The following is a 16,324-nucleotide window of genomic DNA, read 5'->3' on the forward strand; positions in this document are numbered from 1 at the left end:
CACCGCGATTAACCCACCGGTTTAGCTTCCGGCGGGTTTCATGCGTCTGTTATCAGGCCACCGAGCGGCGCGCGAAGTCCCTTGGCCGAAATCCCAGCAGGCCCAGCACGACAAAGTAAGCGCCGCCGCCCGCCGCGCAGACTACCGCCAGACGTACCAGACGATACGGCATACTGCCAATATCCCACGCGGGCATTACCATCATCATGGCGATCAGCACGCCCGCCATCACCACCACCGCCACAATCAGACGCAGTAAAAACGCCGTCCAGCCCGGCTGTGGCTGAAAGATTTGCTGCTTACGCAGCTGCCAGTAAAGCAGCGCGCCGTTCAGACAGGCCGCCAGCCCAATAGAGAGCGACAGCCCGGCATGTTTCAGCGGCCCGATAAAAGCCAGGTTCATCAGCTGCGTCATAATCAGCGTCACGATGGCGATTTTTACCGGCGTTTTAATGTCCTGACGCGAGTAAAAACCGGGCGCCAGCACCTTAACCATAATCAGCCCCATCAGCCCGACCGAATAGGCGATCAGCGCCCGCTGCGTCATGGCGGCGTCAAAAGCGCTGAATTTCCCATACTGAAACAGCGCCACGGTTAGCGGGCCGGACAAAATGCCCAGCGCCACCGCGCTCGGCAGCGCCAGCAGGAAGCAGAGGCGCAGCCCCCAGTCCATCAGGCGCGAATATTCGGCGTGATTGCCGCTGGCGAAGCTGCGCGACAGCGACGGCAGTAAAATGGTGCCTAACGCCACGCCCAGCACGCCGGAAGGGAACTCCATCAGGCGGTCGGCATAGTACATCCAGGATACTGAGCCGGAGACCAGAAAAGAGGCAAAAATGGTATTGATGATCAGCGAAATCTGGCTAACGGAAACCCCAAGAATAGCCGGCCCCATTTGTCGCAGCACGCGCCAGACGCCCGCATCCTTCAGGTTCAGGCGCGGCAGCACCAGCATGCCGATTTTTTTCAGGTGCGGCAGCTGATAGCCGAGCTGTAGCACCCCGCCGACGACCACCGCCCAGGCCAGCGCCAGCACCGGCGGATGAAAATGGGGCGCGCCGAACAGCGCAAAGCCGATCATGCTGACATTTAATAACGTGGGCGCAAAGGCGGGTACTGAGAAGCGGTTCCAGGTATTCAGGATCGCCCCCACCAGCGAGGCGAGCGAAATCAGAAAAATATAGGGAAAGGTAATGCGCAGCAGGCTGCTGGTCAGCGCAAACTTATCGGCGGTATCGGCAAAGCCCGGCGCGGTAATGATAATCACCCACGGAGCGGCAATCATACCGAGGAAAGTGATTAACGCCAGCGCCAGGGTTAACAGGCCGGAAATATAAGCGACGAATACGCGCGTCGCTTCCTCCCCCTGCTTGCTTTTATATTCCGCCAGGATGGGAACAAAAGCCTGAGAGAACGCGCCTTCGGCAAAGATACGGCGCAGCAGGTTGGGAAGTTTAAAGGCGACGAAAAAGGCATCGGTAGCCATCCCGGCACCGAACACTCTTGCCACAATCGCATCGCGGGCAAAGCCCAGCACGCGGGAAAACAGCGTCATTGAGCTGACCGCTGCCAGGGATTTCAACAAATTCATGGTTAACTGCGCATCCTGAATATTCAATCCGGTTAACAGACAATAGCGGACCGGCAGCGGGCCGATCCGGCGGTTAGTCTACCGATACGCAGCGAAATAACCACAAAGGATTGTGACAGCAGGTTATTCACGCTCAAGATCGCGCCAGATCCTTTCCACGATGCGCTGGGCTTTTAACGCCTGCTCGCCGCTGGTTTCCGGCATTGTCTGATTTTGCACGCAGGCGATAAAGTGGCGCGCCGCGCCGTCAAAACCGCGCTGAGCCTGGATCGTTTGCCAGGCGGGCACCGCCTCCGTTAGCGTTTGGCCGTCGCGCTCGTGCCGCCAGTCACGCATCTCATCCAGCTGCCAAACGCCGCCGTCAGCAATCGCCGTAACCGACTCCCGCTGCGTACCGGCGCGTCGGTGCATGCTGGTGGTAACCTGCGTATTGCCCACGCTAAAGTGATGCTCGCCGTATAACATCTCTCCCGCTGCGGTGGTTTGGATATAGCCGTGCCGCAACGTGACCCTCCCCTCCGCCAGCCACAGCGCGGTATCCACGACGTGCAGATAGTCATCCAGCAGCGTAAAACGCAGATCGTGCGGCCCGACGCTGTCGCTGCGGTGTTTCTCCATGCGGATGGAGGCCGGCTGCCGCACTGCCGCTTTAAGCTGTTGATAGCGTGGCGCAAAACGGCGGTTAAAACCCACCATCAGTTTTCGCCCCCGCTTATGCGCCAGCTCTACCAGCGCCTCCGCCTCGCTCAGCGTTTCCGCCAGCGGTTTATCAACGCAGACGTCCACTCCCTGCTCCAGTAGCGTACGCACCACCTGATAGTGGCTGGCGGTGCTGCTGTGGACAAATACCGCATCGCAGTCGGCGGCCAGCGCATCAAGCTGCGCATAACAGCGCATACGCCAGCTGGCGCAAATCTGCCGAGCCTTCTGTTGATTTGGCGAAAAGCCGCCCATCAGCGTCCAGCCGTCAGCATGCGCCAGCACCGGCAGCCAGGCTTTTTGCGCAATACCGCCCAATCCCACTACCCCAATCTTTACCGTCATCGCAGACTCCCGCGCCGCTTTTTCCGGCGGCGCATAAAGTGAAAAATCAACGCTTAGTCACGCCGCTCCGGCGTCCACGCCTGACAGGTCAACGCCGTCAGCACATGATCCTGCCAGCGACCGTCAATAAGCAGATAATCTTTCGCGTACCCCTCTTTTTCAAAGCCCAGCCGCGCCAGCAGGCTGCCGCTGCGCTGATTATGCGGCATATAGTTTGCCATAATACGATGCATACGCTGCTGTCGCTGCATGTAGCGAATTGCCGTCTGCAGCGCCTCAAACATCATTCCCTGCCCCTGCCATTTTTCGCCCAGCGAATAGCCGAGATAACAGGCGTGGAACGAGCCGCGCAGCACGTTGCTAAAGTTGGCCACGCCGCGTACTTCCTTCTCTTCAGGGTCCATGACGATAAAATAGAAGGCGCTGCCCTGCTTATGCATATCGGTAATCAGCCCAAGGCGCGCCTGCCAGCCGGAAGGATAGCAGTGGCTTTCATCACGTACCGGCTCCCAGGGCTTAAGGAAGGCGCGGTTTTCAGTGTAATAATCAGCCAGGCGCCATGCATCGCGCTCATGAACCAGGCGGACCACCAGCCGATCGGTGGACAGGCGCACTTTCGGTGCGGCGGAACGGTAGCCAAACATCTCTTCTCCTGAAAGCCATGGCTGATAAACAAAATTAATTGATGCCCGACGCGCTAAAAATTAACGCAGCCAGCTTATCGACGACGATTTACGATCGCCGCCCCGATTAGCGGCGGTAAAACACCCGCGTGATAACGCTGCGGCAGACACCATTACTTCGCTGAAATTACAGCACATTTTGCCAAAGATCGATAAAAAAATATCATTCTGCGCTTGCTGTTAAATTAAACAATTAACGCGCAAAATAATATCTTTCAAGAGTAAATTTATTTAGCATTGCTAAGGAATCAGCATGGCTGGAATGGCGCGTGCCCGACGTCTTGGTCGGGTTTTTCTGCTGGTAGATAACATGTTGGTGGTGCTGGGATTTTTTGTCGTTTTCCCGTTGATCTCAATCCGCTTCGTTGATCAGCTCGGCTGGGCAGCCATGATAGTCGGTATTGCGCTGGGGCTGCGTCAGCTGGTTCAGCAAGGGCTTGGCGTGTTTGGCGGCGCGATTGCCGATCGCTTCGGCGCCAAACCGATGATTGTCAGCGGTATGCTGCTGCGCGCGGCCGGTTTCGCCACGATGGCGGTGGCGCACGAGCCGTGGATCCTGTGGTTTTCCTGCCTGCTTTCCGGCATTGGCGGCACGCTGTTCGATCCGCCGCGTACCGCGCTGGTGGTGAAGCTAATCCGCCCCGAGGCGCGTGGCCGTTTCTTTTCCCTGTTGATGATGCAGGACAGCGCCGGCGCGGTGCTGGGCGCGCTGATTGGCAGCTGGCTGCTGGCCTGGGATTTCCGTCTGGTCTGCTGGGTGGGCGCGCTGGTTTTCGTGCTGGCCGCGCTGTTTAACGCGCTGCTGCTGCCGGCCTGGCGCATTTCTACCGTGCCCACGCCGCTGCGCGAAGGGCTGGGACGCGTCCTGAAAGACCGCCGCTTTTGCACCTATGTGCTGACCTTAACCGGCTATTACATTCTGGCGGTTCAGGTGATGCTCATGCTGCCGATTATGGTGAATCAGATCGCCGGGACTGCCAGCGCGGTCAAGTGGATGTATGCCATTGAGGCTACGCTATCGCTGACGCTGCTTTATCCCATCGCCCGCTGGAGCGAAAAGCGCTTCCGCCTGGAGCATCGTCTGATGGCTGGCCTGCTGCTGATGACGCTCAGCCTGCTGCCGATTGGCCTGACCGACTCCTTACAGCAGCTGTTTATTTTAATCTGCCTGTTCTATATCGGGGCGATTATTGCCGAGCCGGCGCGTGAAACCCTGAGCGCTGAGCTGGCCAGCGCCAGGGCGCGCGGCAGCTATCTGGGCTTTAGCCGTCTGGGGCTGGCGCTGGGCGGCGCGCTGGGTTATACCGGCGGCGGCTGGATGTTTGATACCGGACGCGAGCTGGCCTTGCCAGAACTGCCCTGGCTGATGCTGGGCTGCACCGGCGCGATTACCCTGCTGGCGCTGTGGTGGCAATTTCAGCCGCGCACCGCGGCGCCGGCTATGCTGCGCGGCGGCTGATACGCCGCTGCGGTTTGCCCTTCCCCTGGATCTCTTCCATACTTTTTAAGCATATTCAAATGATTGCTGACGGCAGCCTGCCGTCGGCAATATCAGTAAGGAGAGATGAGGTGAAACTCTATATTTACGATCATTGTCCGTTTTGCGTTAAAGCGCGCATGATTTTTGGCCTGAAAAACCTTCCGGTAGAACTGGTGGTGTTGCTTAACGATGATGAGGAGACACCAACTCGTCTGATTGGTCAGAAAATGGTGCCGATTCTGCAAAAAGAAGATGGCAGCTGTATGCCGGAGAGCCTCGATATTGTGCGCTATATCGATCAGCTGGACGGCGAGCCGCTGCTGATCGGCAAAACCAACCCCGCCATTAACGACTGGCTGCGCAACGTGAACAGCTACGTGAATAAGCTGCTGCTGCCGCGTGTTGCCGAAGGCGCCTTCGCTGAATTCGCCACGCCGCAGGCGCGGGCCTGCTTTAAAAATAAAAAGGAAGCCAATATTGGCGACTTTGCCGAATTAAAACAGCATGCGGACGGGCTGATTAAAAACATCTCTAACGATATGCGCGATCTTGATAAGCTGATCGTGAAACCGAACGCCGTTAACGGCGAGCTGAGCCTTGATGATATTAATCTGTTTCCTCTGCTGCGTTCGCTGTCGCTGGTCGCGGGCATTAACTGGCCCAGCCGGGTGGCGGAATATCGCGATAATATGGCGAAGCAGACGCAGGTTAATTTGTTAAGTTCGGTTGCTGGCTAATCTTTCAGGGCGGCGCTGCGCCGCCTGCAATAGTCATTTCCCGCTTTTTCCCTCTCTTTTTCTGTTTTCCTGGTGACTCACGGCGGTGATTACGGCAAGCTTAGCCTCCTTAAAAGGAGACTTTCTCCGTATTACTTCCGAGGATTGTCATGAACAAGGCGTTTTTGGCGCTCTGCGCCATGCTGCTGGCGGGTCTGTTGACCGCCTGTAATCAGCTGACCCAGTACACGATTTCCGAGCAGGAAATCAATCAGGCCCTGCAAAAACATAATAATTATCAGAAAGATATTGGTATCTCCGGGCTGGTTAACGCACATATTGTGCTGAGCAATCTCAGCAGCCAGATTGGCCGCGAGGAAGCCGGGAAGGTGACGCTCTCCGGCAATGCGAAAGTTAACATCACTTCGCTACTTGGCCCCCAGCAGGCAGATATGCAGCTGAAGATGAAGGCCCAGCCGTTCTTCGATAAAGAAAAAGGCGCGGTCTATTTAAAAGATCTGGAGATCGTTGATGCGAATGTCCAGCCGGAAAAAATGCAGCCGATCCTGCAAACGCTAACGCCCTATCTTAACCAGTCGCTGAAAAGCTATTTCGATCGCGAACCGGCTTACGTACTAAGCGAAGATCGCAGCAAAGCGGAAGCGCTGGCGAAAAAACTGGCGAAAGGGATTGTGGTAAAACCCGGCGAGCTGGTGATCCCCTTTACTGATTAAGAGGCCGCCCGCGCTATGCCCTACGCGCGGGCCGTTTGTCTTTATACGCCGTTAGCCCTGGCAGTTTCCGGCGATCGGCAGGCCGCCTGGCGATAACTGCGGCGTTTTTCCCCCTGCCACAGAACTTTTTTAACGCGGCTGGCATAAAGCAAGTGCAATCGGTTGCCTTTATCCTTATGCTTGATACCCGGCTAAAAACTGCCTTTTTTCCTATCGCCGGAGCCTAATTCATGACTGCACAACCCCAGCAACTGATCATTCGCCGCCCTGACGACTGGCATATTCATCTGCGTGACGATGAGATGCTGCGCGCCGTATTGCCTTTTACCAGCGCCGTGTGTGGCCGTGCCATTGTTATGCCTAATCTTGTGCCGCCGGTCACCAGCGTGGAGGCGGCAACCGCCTATCGCGCGCGTATTCTGGCCGCGCTGCCGGAAGGGCATACTTTCCAGCCGTTAATGACCTGCTATCTTACCGATTCACTGCAGCCTGATGAGTTGGAAAAAGGCTTTCAGAGCGGCGTATTTACCGCAGCCAAGCTGTATCCGGCCCATGCCACCACCAACTCCAGCCACGGCGTAACCAGTATCGACGCCATCGCCACGGTGCTGGATCGTATGCAAAGCATCGGGATGCCGCTGTTGATTCATGGCGAAGTGACCGATGCGCATATCGATATTTTTGACCGCGAAGCGCGCTTTATCGAAACGGTCATGGAGCCGCTGCGTCAGCGCTATCCTGCGCTGAAGGTGGTGTTTGAACATATCACCACCAAAGAGGCCGCGCAGTATGTCGAAGCGGGCAACGATCTGCTGGCGGCGACGATTACTCCCCAGCATCTGATGTTTAACCGTAACCATATGCTGGTGGGCGGCGTGCGCCCTCATCTCTACTGCCTGCCGATTCTGAAGCGCAACGTACATCAGGAGGCGCTGCGCAAGGCGATCGCCAGCGGCAACCGTCGCTTTTTCCTCGGCACCGATACCGCACCGCATTTGCGCCATCGTAAAGAAGCCAGCTGCGGCTGCGCCGGGGTCTTTAATGCGCCGACCGCGCTGCCCGCCTACGCTACCGTTTTCGAAGAGATGGATGCGCTGCAGCACTTTGAAGCCTTCTGCTCGGAAAACGGCCCGACGTTTTACGGCCTGCCGCTGAATGAAGGAACGATTCGCCTGGTGCGCGAACCCTGGACCGTCACCGAAAGCATTGCGGCGGCGGGCGACACGCTGGTGCCGTTCCTGGCTGGCGAAACGCTGAACTGGCGCATTGCCTGATTCTCTCTGGGCGGCTGATCTCCGTGCGTCAGCCGCTTCTGCGATCGGCCTCTTTTTTTACTCCTTCCCCGCTAGCTTTTCATTGCTTTGCTGACGCGTTAACTGTATAAATAGCCAGTACTTACCGCGGAGGCAGATATGCGTGTTGAAGTAACCATAGCAAAAACGACTCAGCTCCCTGCCGGCGCTATCGATGCGCTGACGCAGGAACTGTCAAAACGAATCGATAAAGAATTTCCGGAAATGGCCAACCATATTTCGGTGCGCTACGCCAGCGCCAATAACCTGACCGTGATGGGCAGTGGTAAAGAAGCAAAAGATCGCGTGACCGAGATCCTGCAGGAAACTTGGGAAAGCGCCGATGACTGGTTTATCACTGACTAACTTTCTCTTTGTGCCGTTGTTTGCCGGATAATGCCATCCGGCTTTTTTTTATCTTTACCGCCTCGCCGCCGTCTCAACGCGGTTATAGACTGTTGTAAGCCGATGACATATTCTGGCGTCCGTCATGACTTACAGGAGGTGTTAACCATGACCGCTGAAAAACCTGAAGAGGCGATGACCTTTGGTGAACTGCTGGCGCTAATTGGTGAACAACAGCGCCGTCTTACCGTGTTGGAAAACGCATTTTCCTATCTTGCCTTTTGTCTGGACGATAAATCTAATCAGTTATTGATTCATAGCCTGCGGCTGGAAGCGCAAAACCAAAATCATGATGAGGGAATGCAGCAGCATTTTGCTCACCTTGCGGCTGAGCTGGAAAAACGTAACGCCCCGGTTAAAATTCAACCTGATACCAGCCTTTGATTGTTATAAACTCCTGCATTATGCAGGAGTTCTTTTCCTGCTAAGAATAATCAGAATTCTGGGCAAATATTATTTTTAGCCGATTAATTATCGCTATTCGCACATTTTTCGTGCCGCTTAAATCTGTAACGCTGTTATAATCACTCTGCTCTGTGAAAAAAAGCCGCATTGAAACCTCAAATAATCACTTCGTTCTACGAGTAATAAGGGGGTTATAATGGACAGTAATAAAGAGATTATTCAGACACATCCCCTCGTTGGATGGGATATCAGTACCGTGGACTCGTATGATGCGATGATGATTCGTCTGCATTCGCTTTCATCTAAAGAGCAACAGCCTGATGAAGCCGACGTAGGGCCGACTTATTGGCTGACTACGGACGTTGCCAGACAGTTTATCTCCATTCTGGAAGCAGGCATCGCTAAAATAGAAGCCAGCGAAATCCTTGCCCGAGACTACAAAAAGCATTAGCCACTGTTTTTGGTTATCCAGGCACCCTTCGGGGTGCCTTTTTATTATCTGCGCGCTTTTGCTATGCTGCTAAGCCTTCGCAGCATCAGGAGAAGTTGGCTAATGGTTTATGATCTTATCGTTATTGGCAGTGGTTCCGTCGGTGCCGCCGCAGGCTGGTACGCGACCCGTGCCGGACTCAAGGTGCTGATGATTGACAGCGCGCATCCGCCCCATCAGGAAGGCAGCCACCACGGCGCGACACGCCTGATTCGCCACGCCTACGGCGAGGGCGCACGCTATGTTCCACTGGTTTTGCGCGCCCAGCGGCTGTGGGATGAGCTGGAGCAGCAGTCCGGCGAGCAGATTATGCATCGCAGCGGCATTATCAATCTTTCCCCCGTCGACTCGCCGTTTATCACCAATGTGATAGCAAGCGCGCGCCAGTTTCAGCTGGAGGTAGAGGTTTTATCGCCGGAGCAGATACGTCAACGCTGGCCGGATATTAACGTGCCCGAAGGCTACGCGGGCGTTTTCGAACCGCGATCCGGCTATCTGAAATCAGAGGTGGCGATTCGCAGCTGGATTCGACTGGCATGCGAAGCGGGCTGCGCTCAGCTGTTTAACTGCCAGGTCACCGCTATCGCCCGTGAAGGCGAGCTACAGCGCGTTACTACTGCCGACGGCGACTATTATGGCCATAAGCTGTTACTCAGCGTCGGCACCGCCGTGAAGCAGTTCTGCCCCGACCTGCCGGTTACGCCGGTACGCAAAGTGTTTGCCTGGTATCAGGCCGATGGCCGCTACGGTGAAAATAATAAATTTCCCGGCTTCACCGTCGAAATGACCGATGGCAGCCAATATTATGGTTTTCCCGGCGATAATAACGAGCTAAAAATAGGCCGCCATGACGGTGGACAGCCAATGCAAACCGCGCAGGATCGCCAGCCTTTTGGCGCCTTTGCCAGCGACGGCAGTGAAGTTTTCAATTTTATACGCCGTTTTTTGCCGGGAGTGGGCGTTTGTTTACGCGGCGCCGCCTGCGCTTATGATAATTCTCCCGATGAGGATTTTATTATCGATACGCTGCCGGAAGATAATAACCGCCTGGTAATAAGCGGGCTTAGCGGTCACGGATTTAAATTTGCCAGCGTATTAGGCGAAATAGCCTGCGATTTTGCCAGCAATAAACCATGCGAATTTGATTTATCGCCGTTTTCTCTGTCCCGTTTTAAATAATAAATAAAGGCACAATAATATTGTGCCTTATTATTTTCACAACAATTATTAGCGTTGTGATTGTTTAATAATCCGCGCTCTGCTGTGCCGGCTATTATTGCGTTACCCGGTTCTCTTTTTGTCGATGCAGCTTCAGTTTATTTACCAGTTTGACGGCTTCCGCTTCTGATCCTACCGCCGGTGCGGAGCCGTGTAGCGGCTTACGCGCCGTTTCGCGCATAAAGAACACGGTAATCAATCCAATAACGCCCGCGCCCATTAAATAATAAGCCGGCATCAACAGATTCTGGAAGCGGTCCACCAGCCAGGCGGTGACCAGCGGCGTGGTGCCGCCAAACAGCGATACGGAGATATTAAAACCGATGGCCAGCGCGCTGTAGCGAATATCGGTGGCAAACAGCGCCGGCAGCGCCGAAGGCATGGTGCCGCTAAAGCAGCTGTGCAGTATGCCGAGGATCATCAGGCCAACGAAAACAAACACCAGATTACCGGTAGCCACCAGCATCAGGCACGGGATCGACAGAACCAGCAGCCCTACCGCACCCAGCGCAATCACCGGACGGCGTCCCAGGCGATCGTTCCAGTGTCCCCAAAACAGCGTTAGCGGCATCATTACAAACATCACTACCAGCACCAGCATCAGGCCGCTCAGCTCGCTCAGACCCAGCACGCCGGTCAGATAGCTGGGCATGTAAGAGGTCAGCATATAGTTGGAGACGTTAAACAGCAGCACCAGGCCGATACATTTCAGCATCTGCGCCCGATATTTACGCAGCATCTGCCACAGGCTTAGCTGTGGTTTGCTGTGTTCCAGCGCTTCCTGTTTTTCCATATGCTTCTGAAACGCCGGCGTCTCTTCCAGCTTCAGCCGGATGTAAAGGCCAAACAGCCCCAGCGGCGCGGCAATAAAGAAGGGAATACGCCAGCCCCAGTTAAGCAGCTGATCGGCAGACAATAGTGCCGTTAGCGCGGTAACCAGCCCGGCTCCCAGCAGATAACCGCCCAGCGTACCGAACTCCAGCCAGCTGCCCATAAAGCCGCGACGCTTATCGGTTGAATACTCGGCGATAAAGGTAGCCGCGCCGCCATACTCGCCGCCGGTTGAAAAGCCCTGCACCAGACGCGCCAGCAGCAGCAGTAACGGCGCAGCGATGCCGATGGCGTTATAGCCGGGGATCAGTCCAATACAGAAGGTGCCGATCGCCATCATAATCATGGTGATTGCCAGCACTTTTTGCCGTCCAATGCGGTCGCCCAGCGGGCCGAAAAACAGTCCGCCAATGGGACGCACCAGGAAGGCGGCGGCGAAAGCGCCAAACGTAGCGATAAGCTGTGCCGCCGGGCTGCCGCCGGGGAAAAAGACTTTACCAATGGTGACGGCCAGATAGCTGTATACGCCGAAGTCAAACCACTCCATCGCATTGCCCAGCGCGGCTGCGCCGACGGCGCGTTTCAGCATGGCGTTATCGACAATAGTAATATCATCGACGGTAAGATCGGGTTGGCCTTTTTTCTGCCAGAAATGTTTTTTAGATGAGCCTGTAGCGACGTTCATATCGTTTCCTCACGGATGACGCGATGACGGTAGGCAGCACCATAGCTTTCATAGCCAGCAGCGGCTGATGGTAAGGAAAGCTATAACGCAGCATGAATACGCTCAACAGAATGAGATCTGCATCACGTTTATTGACACGGATTTACTTTATCGATTGCGAGGGCAAAATGCAAATTTGCTGGAATAGTGGGCTAATTTCAGGCAATAACTTAGCGTGGAATATCAATCTTTACGCAAAAAACAGCATTTAAAGCCAAAAAAAGCAAACGGGCTTATCCGCCGCGTGCTTTCTGTAAAGCGGCCCGCGCAATGGACGGCGCGGGCCGGACGGCCAGGGAGCAGGTTGCGACGCTCAGCCAGGTATTCCGGCACGTTGCCAGTTGCCTGATGCGCGTATCTTATCCTACTGTTTTAACGCTATTCGTTATCGGTCGGCACCGGAATAGCCAGCGTGGCGGTTAACAGGCCGCGCGACTTGTTGAAGATTTTATTACTGGTTTCACGCCCGGCGCGACGTGCACGCTGCTCTTCCGGCGGCAGCGCCGCCTCTTCCATACACAGCGGGCTACAGCAGTGCTGAAACTTCTCGGCGCAGGACGAGCACTGAATAAACAGCAGATGGCAACCATCGTTCACGCAGTTAACATGCGTATCGCACGGCGCGCCGCACTGGTGACAGTGAGCAATCACATCATCGGAAATGCGCTCGCCCATGCGCTCGTCAAAGACAAAGTTTTTCCCTTTGAAACGTACCGGCAGGCCCTGCTCCCGCGCGCGTCGCGCATATTCGATAATCCCGCCTTCAACGTGATATACCTGTTCAAAACCGTTATGCAGCATCCAGGCGCTGGCCTTTTCACAGCGAATTCCGCCGGTGCAGTACATGACGATTTTTTTATCTTTCTTATCCTGCAGCATCTCCACCGCCATCGGCAGCTGATCGCGGAAAGTATCGGCAGGGATTTCCAGCGCCTTGTCAAAATGCCCCACTTCATATTCGTAGTGGTTGCGCATATCAACAAACAGCGCATTCGGATCGTCCAGCATGGCGTTGACTTCATCCGCCTTCAGATAGGCGCCCACCTGGCTGGCATCGAAATTTTCATCCTCAATGCCATCGGCTACGATGCGATCGCGCACCTTCAGCCGCAGCACCCAGAAAGATTTGCCGTCATCATCCAGCGCAATATTCATGCGCAGATTATTTAGCGCCGGATCAAAGATATACAGCGTTTCCTGCATCCGCGGATAGAGGCTGGCCGGCACGCTGACCTGCGCGTTAATCCCTTCCTGGGCCACATAGATACGGCCAAAGACTTTCAGCCCGGTCAGCGCAAGGTAAAGCGCATCACGAAAAGCTTTCGGGTCGGCGATAGTGAAATATTTATAGAAAGAGACTGTGGTGCGCGGCTCGGTTTCGGCCAGCATGCGCGCTTTCAGCTCTTTGTTTGAAACGAGGTTATGTAACACTGGCATGGTGTTCTTTCCCGGTAGTGAGCTCTTTTTTGCGGGCAACATCATACCTGATTTAGCAGTGAAACAAAGCTCTGCCGCATTTTTTCTCTATTTGACGATCCAACCTTACCGCACATACTGACAATTAACCGCGCTGCCAATTGCGTTAAGCCGTGTTATATCATTAGCAACCTTACTATCGCCTGCGTGATAACCGTTGGAGAAAAAATGAGTCAGCTATTTACGCCGTTGCAGCTGGGCAAGTTGTCGCTCAGCAACCGCATCATCATCGCGCCGATGTGTCAGTATTCGGCGGAACAGGGCAAAGCCACACCCTGGCATCGTATTCATCTGGGGCATTTATCCCTGTCCGGTGCCGGGCTGCTGATTATCGAAGCCACCGCCGTTGAGCCCGCCGGACGCATTACGCCGGAGGATCTCGGCCTGTGGGATGATGAAACGGAGCAGGCGCTGGCGGAAACCATCAATGATGTGAAACGCTACGCGACCATGCCGCTGGGGATCCAGCTGGGCCACGCCGGACGCAAAGCCTCCTGCGACGTGCCGTGGCGCGGCGGCGGCCTGTTAACGCCGCTGCAGGGCGGCTGGCAAACGTCGGCGCCCTCCGCGCTGCCTTACCATGAGAACGATGCCAGCCCGCTGGCATTGACCAAAGCACGCATCGAGGAAATCAAACAGGCTTTTATCGACAGCGCCATTCGCGCCGATCGGCTGGGCTTTGAGCTGGTGGAAATTCATGCTGCGCATGGCTACCTGCTGCATCAGTTCCTTTCGCCTTTAACTAACCAGCGTGACGATGAATATGGCGGTTCGGCTGCCAACCGCATGCGCCTGGTGCTGGAAATTTTCCATGAGGTGCGCCGCGTCTTTCCACGTGATAAGGCGGTTGGCGTGCGTATTTCCGCCTCTGACTGGGTGGAAGGCGGCTGGGATGAAGCGCAGTCAATTGCGCTGAGCAAAGCGCTGGAAGCGGCCGGCTGCGACTATATTCACGTCTCCAGCGGCGGCCTGTCACCGCAGCAGCAGATCAGCGTAGGTCCGAATTATCAGGTGCCTTTCGCCGCAGGTATTAAGGCTGCCATGACCACTATGCCGGTGATTGCCGTGGGATTGATTACCGAAGCGCAGCAGGCGGAGGCGATTCTGGTCAACGGTGAAGCCGACGCCGTCGCTCTGGCGCGCGCGATGCTCTACGATCCGCGCTGGCCGTGGCACGCCGCCGCCGAACTGGGCGAAAAAGTGCAGGCGCCGCCGCAATACTGGCGCAGTGAACCGCATGAAGTGAAAGGTTTGTTTAATCTTTAATGCTTTGCGGCAGCGCAGCGCATGCGCTGCCGTATCATCTGGCTGACATCCCGCTTTCAGCAATAAGTAAAAAAATGGCACAATACGGCCCTTAAACTGGACACTGCGGCGTTTTTTATCTGCTGCAACGAATAACTGGAAGAACATGACTCAGTTGCCTCAATTTTCTCGCGATCTGCTACATCCGCGTTACTGGTTACTCTGGCTTGGTATTGGCCTGCTTTATCTGGTGGTTTTGCTGCCCTATCCGGTGCTTTATCATCTTGGCTGTGGTTTGGGCCGTCTTTCGATGCGCTTTATGAAACGGCGCGCGGCGATCGCCCAACGTAATATTGAACTGTGCTTTCCTCAGATGCCGCCCGCCGAGCGCGATGCGCTGCTGAAGCGCAACTTTGAATCGGTGGGTATGGGTTTTCTGGAAACCGGCATCGCCTGGTTCTGGCCTGACTGGCGGGTGCGCAAGTGGTTCACCGGTATCGGTGATGAGCATATTCAGCAGGCAAAGCGCGAGCAAAAAGGCATTCTGCTGATCGGGATGCATTTCCTTTCTCTGGAGCTGGGCGCACGCATGTTCGGTATGCTGAATCCGGGCATCGGCGTTTATCGCCCTAATGACAATCCGCTGATCGACTGGCTGCAAATCTGGGGCCGGATGCGTTCGAATAAGAGCATGATCGATCGGAGGGATCTAAAAGGAATGATCCGCGCGCTGAAGGCGGGCGAGATCATCTGGTACGCGCCCGACCACGATTACGGCCCAAAAAGCAGCGTCTTCGTGCCCTTTTTCGCCGTGCCGGACGCGGCCTCGACCAAAGGCAGCTATATGCTGGTCCGCACCGCCAGGCCGGCGGTGATCCCTTTCCTGCCGCGTCGTCTGCCGCACGGTAAAGGCTACGAGCTGATCGTTTTGCCAAACGTTGAAGATGTGCCAACGGATAACGAGGAAGCCACCGCAAAGCGGATGAATCAGATAGTCGAGGAAGCGGTACTGATGGCGCCGGAGCAGTATATGTGGCTGCATCGTCGTTTTAAAACCCGTCCGCCCGGCAAAGAAAAACTCTACTAACCCGTTTTCCCTTTCGTTCCGCTACGGAGCGAAAGGGGCTTTTTGCCTCCCCGCTCCGCGCAGTTTTTTTAGCCCTGGCGCGATGTGGTGCTAAATCTTCGTCTATTCTTTCCTGAAACCATCCCCGAGGAGAATAAGGAGAAACTGATGAGCATGTTTAGCACACTGGAAGAAGCTATCGATAGCGCCCGTGAAGAGTTCGTGGCGAATAACCCCGATCTGGATGAAGACGAGATTTCCGCAGGGCAGTTCAATCTGCAAAAATATGTGATGCGGGATGGCGAAATCATGTGGCAGGCAGAGTTTCTCGCTGATGAAAGCGATGATGGCGAGCTATTGCCGATCCGCACCGGTGAAGCGGCGCAGGCCATTTTCGACGGCGACTTCGATGAGGTGGAGCTGCGCCAGGAATGGATGCCGGAAAACACGCTGCACGAATGGGATGAGGGTGAATTCCAGCTGGAACCGCCGCTGGATACCGAAGAGGGCGAAGCGGTCGCCCAGGAGTGGGAAGACAGCGGCAGCAATAACGAGTCAGACCGCTGGTAACCACCAATAATTACTCATAAGGCCCGTGATGCGCATCGACGGGTAACAGCAGCGTATCCAGCAGGGCCGACAGCGGCACGTCGATAATGGTGAGAAAACGCCACGGCGTGTCGCGCACATCCCACTGTACGCCGGGATAATATTGGTTGCCGTGCCCCTGTCCGGGTATGGTGCGGCTGATAATACTGCCGCAGCCGGTTAACAGCAGTACCAGCGCCAGCAATGCTGCGCTGCGTAATCCTCTCTTCAACCTGCTACCTCTTTGCCTCAGTCGGCGTCATTTTGGCTGCCCGGCGTTTGCGCGCCTTCTGACAATAAACCTGGCGTAACGCCGCGACGGGAAATAAAAAAGCG

Annotated in this window: 17 protein-coding genes; 11 read left to right on the forward strand and 6 right to left on the reverse strand. The window is 55.5% G+C overall.

Going from position 1 to position 16,324, the window contains the following annotated elements; translation table 11 throughout:
- Window positions 1-52 precede the first annotated feature (52 nt).
- The 3 genes from murJ to rimJ all read right to left on the reverse strand — a co-directional run bounded on the left by murJ (window position 53) and on the right by rimJ (window position 3,279).
- The gene (gene murJ / locus COO59_RS00865) at window positions 53-1,591 is read right to left on the reverse strand and encodes a murein biosynthesis integral membrane protein MurJ (RefSeq protein WP_103057951.1); all 1,539 of its coding nucleotides are present in this window, start codon (window positions 1,589-1,591) and stop codon (window positions 53-55) included.
- Window positions 1,592-1,714: 123 nt separating this feature from the next.
- Window positions 1,715-2,635, reverse strand: coding sequence for a Gfo/Idh/MocA family protein (locus tag COO59_RS00870; RefSeq protein ID WP_103057952.1), 921 nt, complete (start codon window positions 2,633-2,635; stop codon window positions 1,715-1,717).
- A gap of 53 nt (window positions 2,636-2,688) precedes the next feature.
- The gene (rimJ, locus tag COO59_RS00875; protein WP_103057953.1) at window positions 2,689-3,279 is read right to left on the reverse strand and encodes a ribosomal protein S5-alanine N-acetyltransferase; all 591 of its coding nucleotides are present in this window, start codon (window positions 3,277-3,279) and stop codon (window positions 2,689-2,691) included.
- A 292-nt stretch (window positions 3,280-3,571) separates the two neighbouring features.
- Between rimJ and mdtH the strand changes: the two genes are divergently transcribed.
- The 8 genes from mdtH to solA all read left to right on the forward strand — a co-directional run bounded on the left by mdtH (window position 3,572) and on the right by solA (window position 10,019).
- Entirely contained in the window at window positions 3,572-4,777 is a 1,206-nt protein-coding gene (mdtH, locus tag COO59_RS00880) for a multidrug efflux MFS transporter MdtH (RefSeq protein WP_103057954.1), read from the forward strand.
- 110 nt (window positions 4,778-4,887) lie between these two features.
- Window positions 4,888-5,535 carry a glutaredoxin 2 gene (grxB, locus tag COO59_RS00885; RefSeq protein WP_103057955.1) on the forward strand — a complete coding sequence of 216 codons (648 nt, stop codon included), beginning with the start codon at window positions 4,888-4,890 and terminating at the stop codon, window positions 5,533-5,535.
- Between the two features lie 149 nt (window positions 5,536-5,684).
- The gene (locus tag COO59_RS00890) at window positions 5,685-6,248 is read left to right on the forward strand and encodes a lipoprotein (protein WP_103057956.1); all 564 of its coding nucleotides are present in this window, start codon (window positions 5,685-5,687) and stop codon (window positions 6,246-6,248) included.
- A gap of 230 nt (window positions 6,249-6,478) precedes the next feature.
- Window positions 6,479-7,522 carry a dihydroorotase gene (pyrC, locus tag COO59_RS00895; protein ID WP_103057957.1) on the forward strand — a complete coding sequence of 348 codons (1,044 nt, stop codon included), beginning with the start codon at window positions 6,479-6,481 and terminating at the stop codon, window positions 7,520-7,522.
- A 138-nt stretch (window positions 7,523-7,660) separates the two neighbouring features.
- Complete coding sequence (gene dinI, locus COO59_RS00900; RefSeq protein ID WP_103057958.1) at window positions 7,661-7,906, forward strand: DNA damage-inducible protein I; 246 nt, start codon at window positions 7,661-7,663, stop codon at window positions 7,904-7,906.
- Window positions 7,907-8,053: 147 nt separating this feature from the next.
- Window positions 8,054-8,329, forward strand: a complete 276-nt coding sequence (locus tag COO59_RS00905; protein ID WP_103057959.1) for a hypothetical protein — start codon at window positions 8,054-8,056, stop codon at window positions 8,327-8,329.
- A 217-nt stretch (window positions 8,330-8,546) separates the two neighbouring features.
- On the forward strand, window positions 8,547-8,801 hold the full coding sequence (gene bssS / locus COO59_RS00910; protein ID WP_103057960.1) for a biofilm formation regulator BssS: 255 nt from the start codon (window positions 8,547-8,549) through the stop codon (window positions 8,799-8,801).
- 102 nt (window positions 8,802-8,903) lie between these two features.
- Window positions 8,904-10,019 (forward strand): N-methyl-L-tryptophan oxidase, encoded by a 1,116-nt coding sequence (gene solA, locus COO59_RS00915; protein ID WP_103057961.1) that lies wholly within the window; start codon window positions 8,904-8,906, stop codon window positions 10,017-10,019.
- A 94-nt stretch (window positions 10,020-10,113) separates the two neighbouring features.
- Here the strand turns inward: solA and proP are convergent, their stop codons facing one another.
- Both proP and trhO read right to left on the reverse strand, forming a co-directional pair.
- Entirely contained in the window at window positions 10,114-11,574 is a 1,461-nt protein-coding gene (proP, locus tag COO59_RS00920) for a glycine betaine/L-proline transporter ProP (protein ID WP_103057962.1), read from the reverse strand.
- Window positions 11,575-11,991: 417 nt separating this feature from the next.
- Entirely contained in the window at window positions 11,992-13,050 is a 1,059-nt protein-coding gene (gene trhO / locus COO59_RS00925) for an oxygen-dependent tRNA uridine(34) hydroxylase TrhO (RefSeq protein ID WP_103057963.1), read from the reverse strand.
- A 207-nt stretch (window positions 13,051-13,257) separates the two neighbouring features.
- On the opposite strand from trhO, the gene COO59_RS00930 reads away from it, so the two are divergent.
- The 3 genes from COO59_RS00930 to COO59_RS00940 all read left to right on the forward strand — a co-directional run bounded on the left by COO59_RS00930 (window position 13,258) and on the right by COO59_RS00940 (window position 15,970).
- The gene (locus COO59_RS00930) at window positions 13,258-14,355 is read left to right on the forward strand and encodes an NADH:flavin oxidoreductase/NADH oxidase (protein WP_103057964.1); all 1,098 of its coding nucleotides are present in this window, start codon (window positions 13,258-13,260) and stop codon (window positions 14,353-14,355) included.
- A 145-nt stretch (window positions 14,356-14,500) separates the two neighbouring features.
- Window positions 14,501-15,421 carry a Kdo(2)-lipid IV(A) acyltransferase gene (locus COO59_RS00935; protein ID WP_103057965.1) on the forward strand — a complete coding sequence of 307 codons (921 nt, stop codon included), beginning with the start codon at window positions 14,501-14,503 and terminating at the stop codon, window positions 15,419-15,421.
- Between the two features lie 147 nt (window positions 15,422-15,568).
- Entirely contained in the window at window positions 15,569-15,970 is a 402-nt protein-coding gene (locus COO59_RS00940) for a MysB family protein (RefSeq protein WP_103057966.1), read from the forward strand.
- Between the two features lie 10 nt (window positions 15,971-15,980).
- Here COO59_RS00940 and COO59_RS00945 read toward each other — a convergent pair whose 3' ends face one another.
- The gene (locus tag COO59_RS00945) at window positions 15,981-16,220 is read right to left on the reverse strand and encodes a YceK/YidQ family lipoprotein (protein ID WP_103057967.1); all 240 of its coding nucleotides are present in this window, start codon (window positions 16,218-16,220) and stop codon (window positions 15,981-15,983) included.
- Between the last annotated feature and the right edge of the window lie 104 nt (window positions 16,221-16,324).

The organism is Mixta theicola, assembly GCF_002895925.1.
Lineage (GTDB): Bacteria > Pseudomonadota > Gammaproteobacteria > Enterobacterales > Enterobacteriaceae > Mixta > Mixta theicola.

What these genes read in the sequence shown, in the direction of transcription:
- COO59_RS00890 (WP_103057956.1), top strand. Translation starts at nt 5,685, where the DNA reads ATGAACAAGGCGTTTTTGGCGCTCTGCGCCATGCTGCTGGCGGGTCTG.
- COO59_RS00940 (WP_103057966.1), top strand. Translation starts at nt 15,569, where the DNA reads ATGAGCATGTTTAGCACACTGGAAGAAGCTATCGATAGCGCCCGTGAA.
- COO59_RS00935 (WP_103057965.1), top strand. Translation starts at nt 14,501, where the DNA reads ATGACTCAGTTGCCTCAATTTTCTCGCGATCTGCTACATCCGCGTTAC.
- rimJ (WP_103057953.1), bottom strand. Translation starts at nt 3,279, where the DNA reads ATGTTTGGCTACCGTTCCGCCGCACCGAAAGTGCGCCTGTCCACCGAT.
- COO59_RS00905 (WP_103057959.1), top strand. Translation starts at nt 8,054, where the DNA reads ATGACCGCTGAAAAACCTGAAGAGGCGATGACCTTTGGTGAACTGCTG.
- bssS (WP_103057960.1), top strand. Translation starts at nt 8,547, where the DNA reads ATGGACAGTAATAAAGAGATTATTCAGACACATCCCCTCGTTGGATGG.
- COO59_RS00930 (WP_103057964.1), top strand. Translation starts at nt 13,258, where the DNA reads ATGAGTCAGCTATTTACGCCGTTGCAGCTGGGCAAGTTGTCGCTCAGC.
- solA (WP_103057961.1), top strand. Translation starts at nt 8,904, where the DNA reads ATGGTTTATGATCTTATCGTTATTGGCAGTGGTTCCGTCGGTGCCGCC.
- dinI (WP_103057958.1), top strand. Translation starts at nt 7,661, where the DNA reads ATGCGTGTTGAAGTAACCATAGCAAAAACGACTCAGCTCCCTGCCGGC.
- trhO (WP_103057963.1), bottom strand. Translation starts at nt 13,050, where the DNA reads ATGCCAGTGTTACATAACCTCGTTTCAAACAAAGAGCTGAAAGCGCGC.
- proP (WP_103057962.1), bottom strand. Translation starts at nt 11,574, where the DNA reads ATGAACGTCGCTACAGGCTCATCTAAAAAACATTTCTGGCAGAAAAAA.
- COO59_RS00870 (WP_103057952.1), bottom strand. Translation starts at nt 2,635, where the DNA reads ATGACGGTAAAGATTGGGGTAGTGGGATTGGGCGGTATTGCGCAAAAA.
- mdtH (WP_103057954.1), top strand. Translation starts at nt 3,572, where the DNA reads ATGGCTGGAATGGCGCGTGCCCGACGTCTTGGTCGGGTTTTTCTGCTG.
- pyrC (WP_103057957.1), top strand. Translation starts at nt 6,479, where the DNA reads ATGACTGCACAACCCCAGCAACTGATCATTCGCCGCCCTGACGACTGG.
- murJ (WP_103057951.1), bottom strand. Translation starts at nt 1,591, where the DNA reads ATGAATTTGTTGAAATCCCTGGCAGCGGTCAGCTCAATGACGCTGTTT.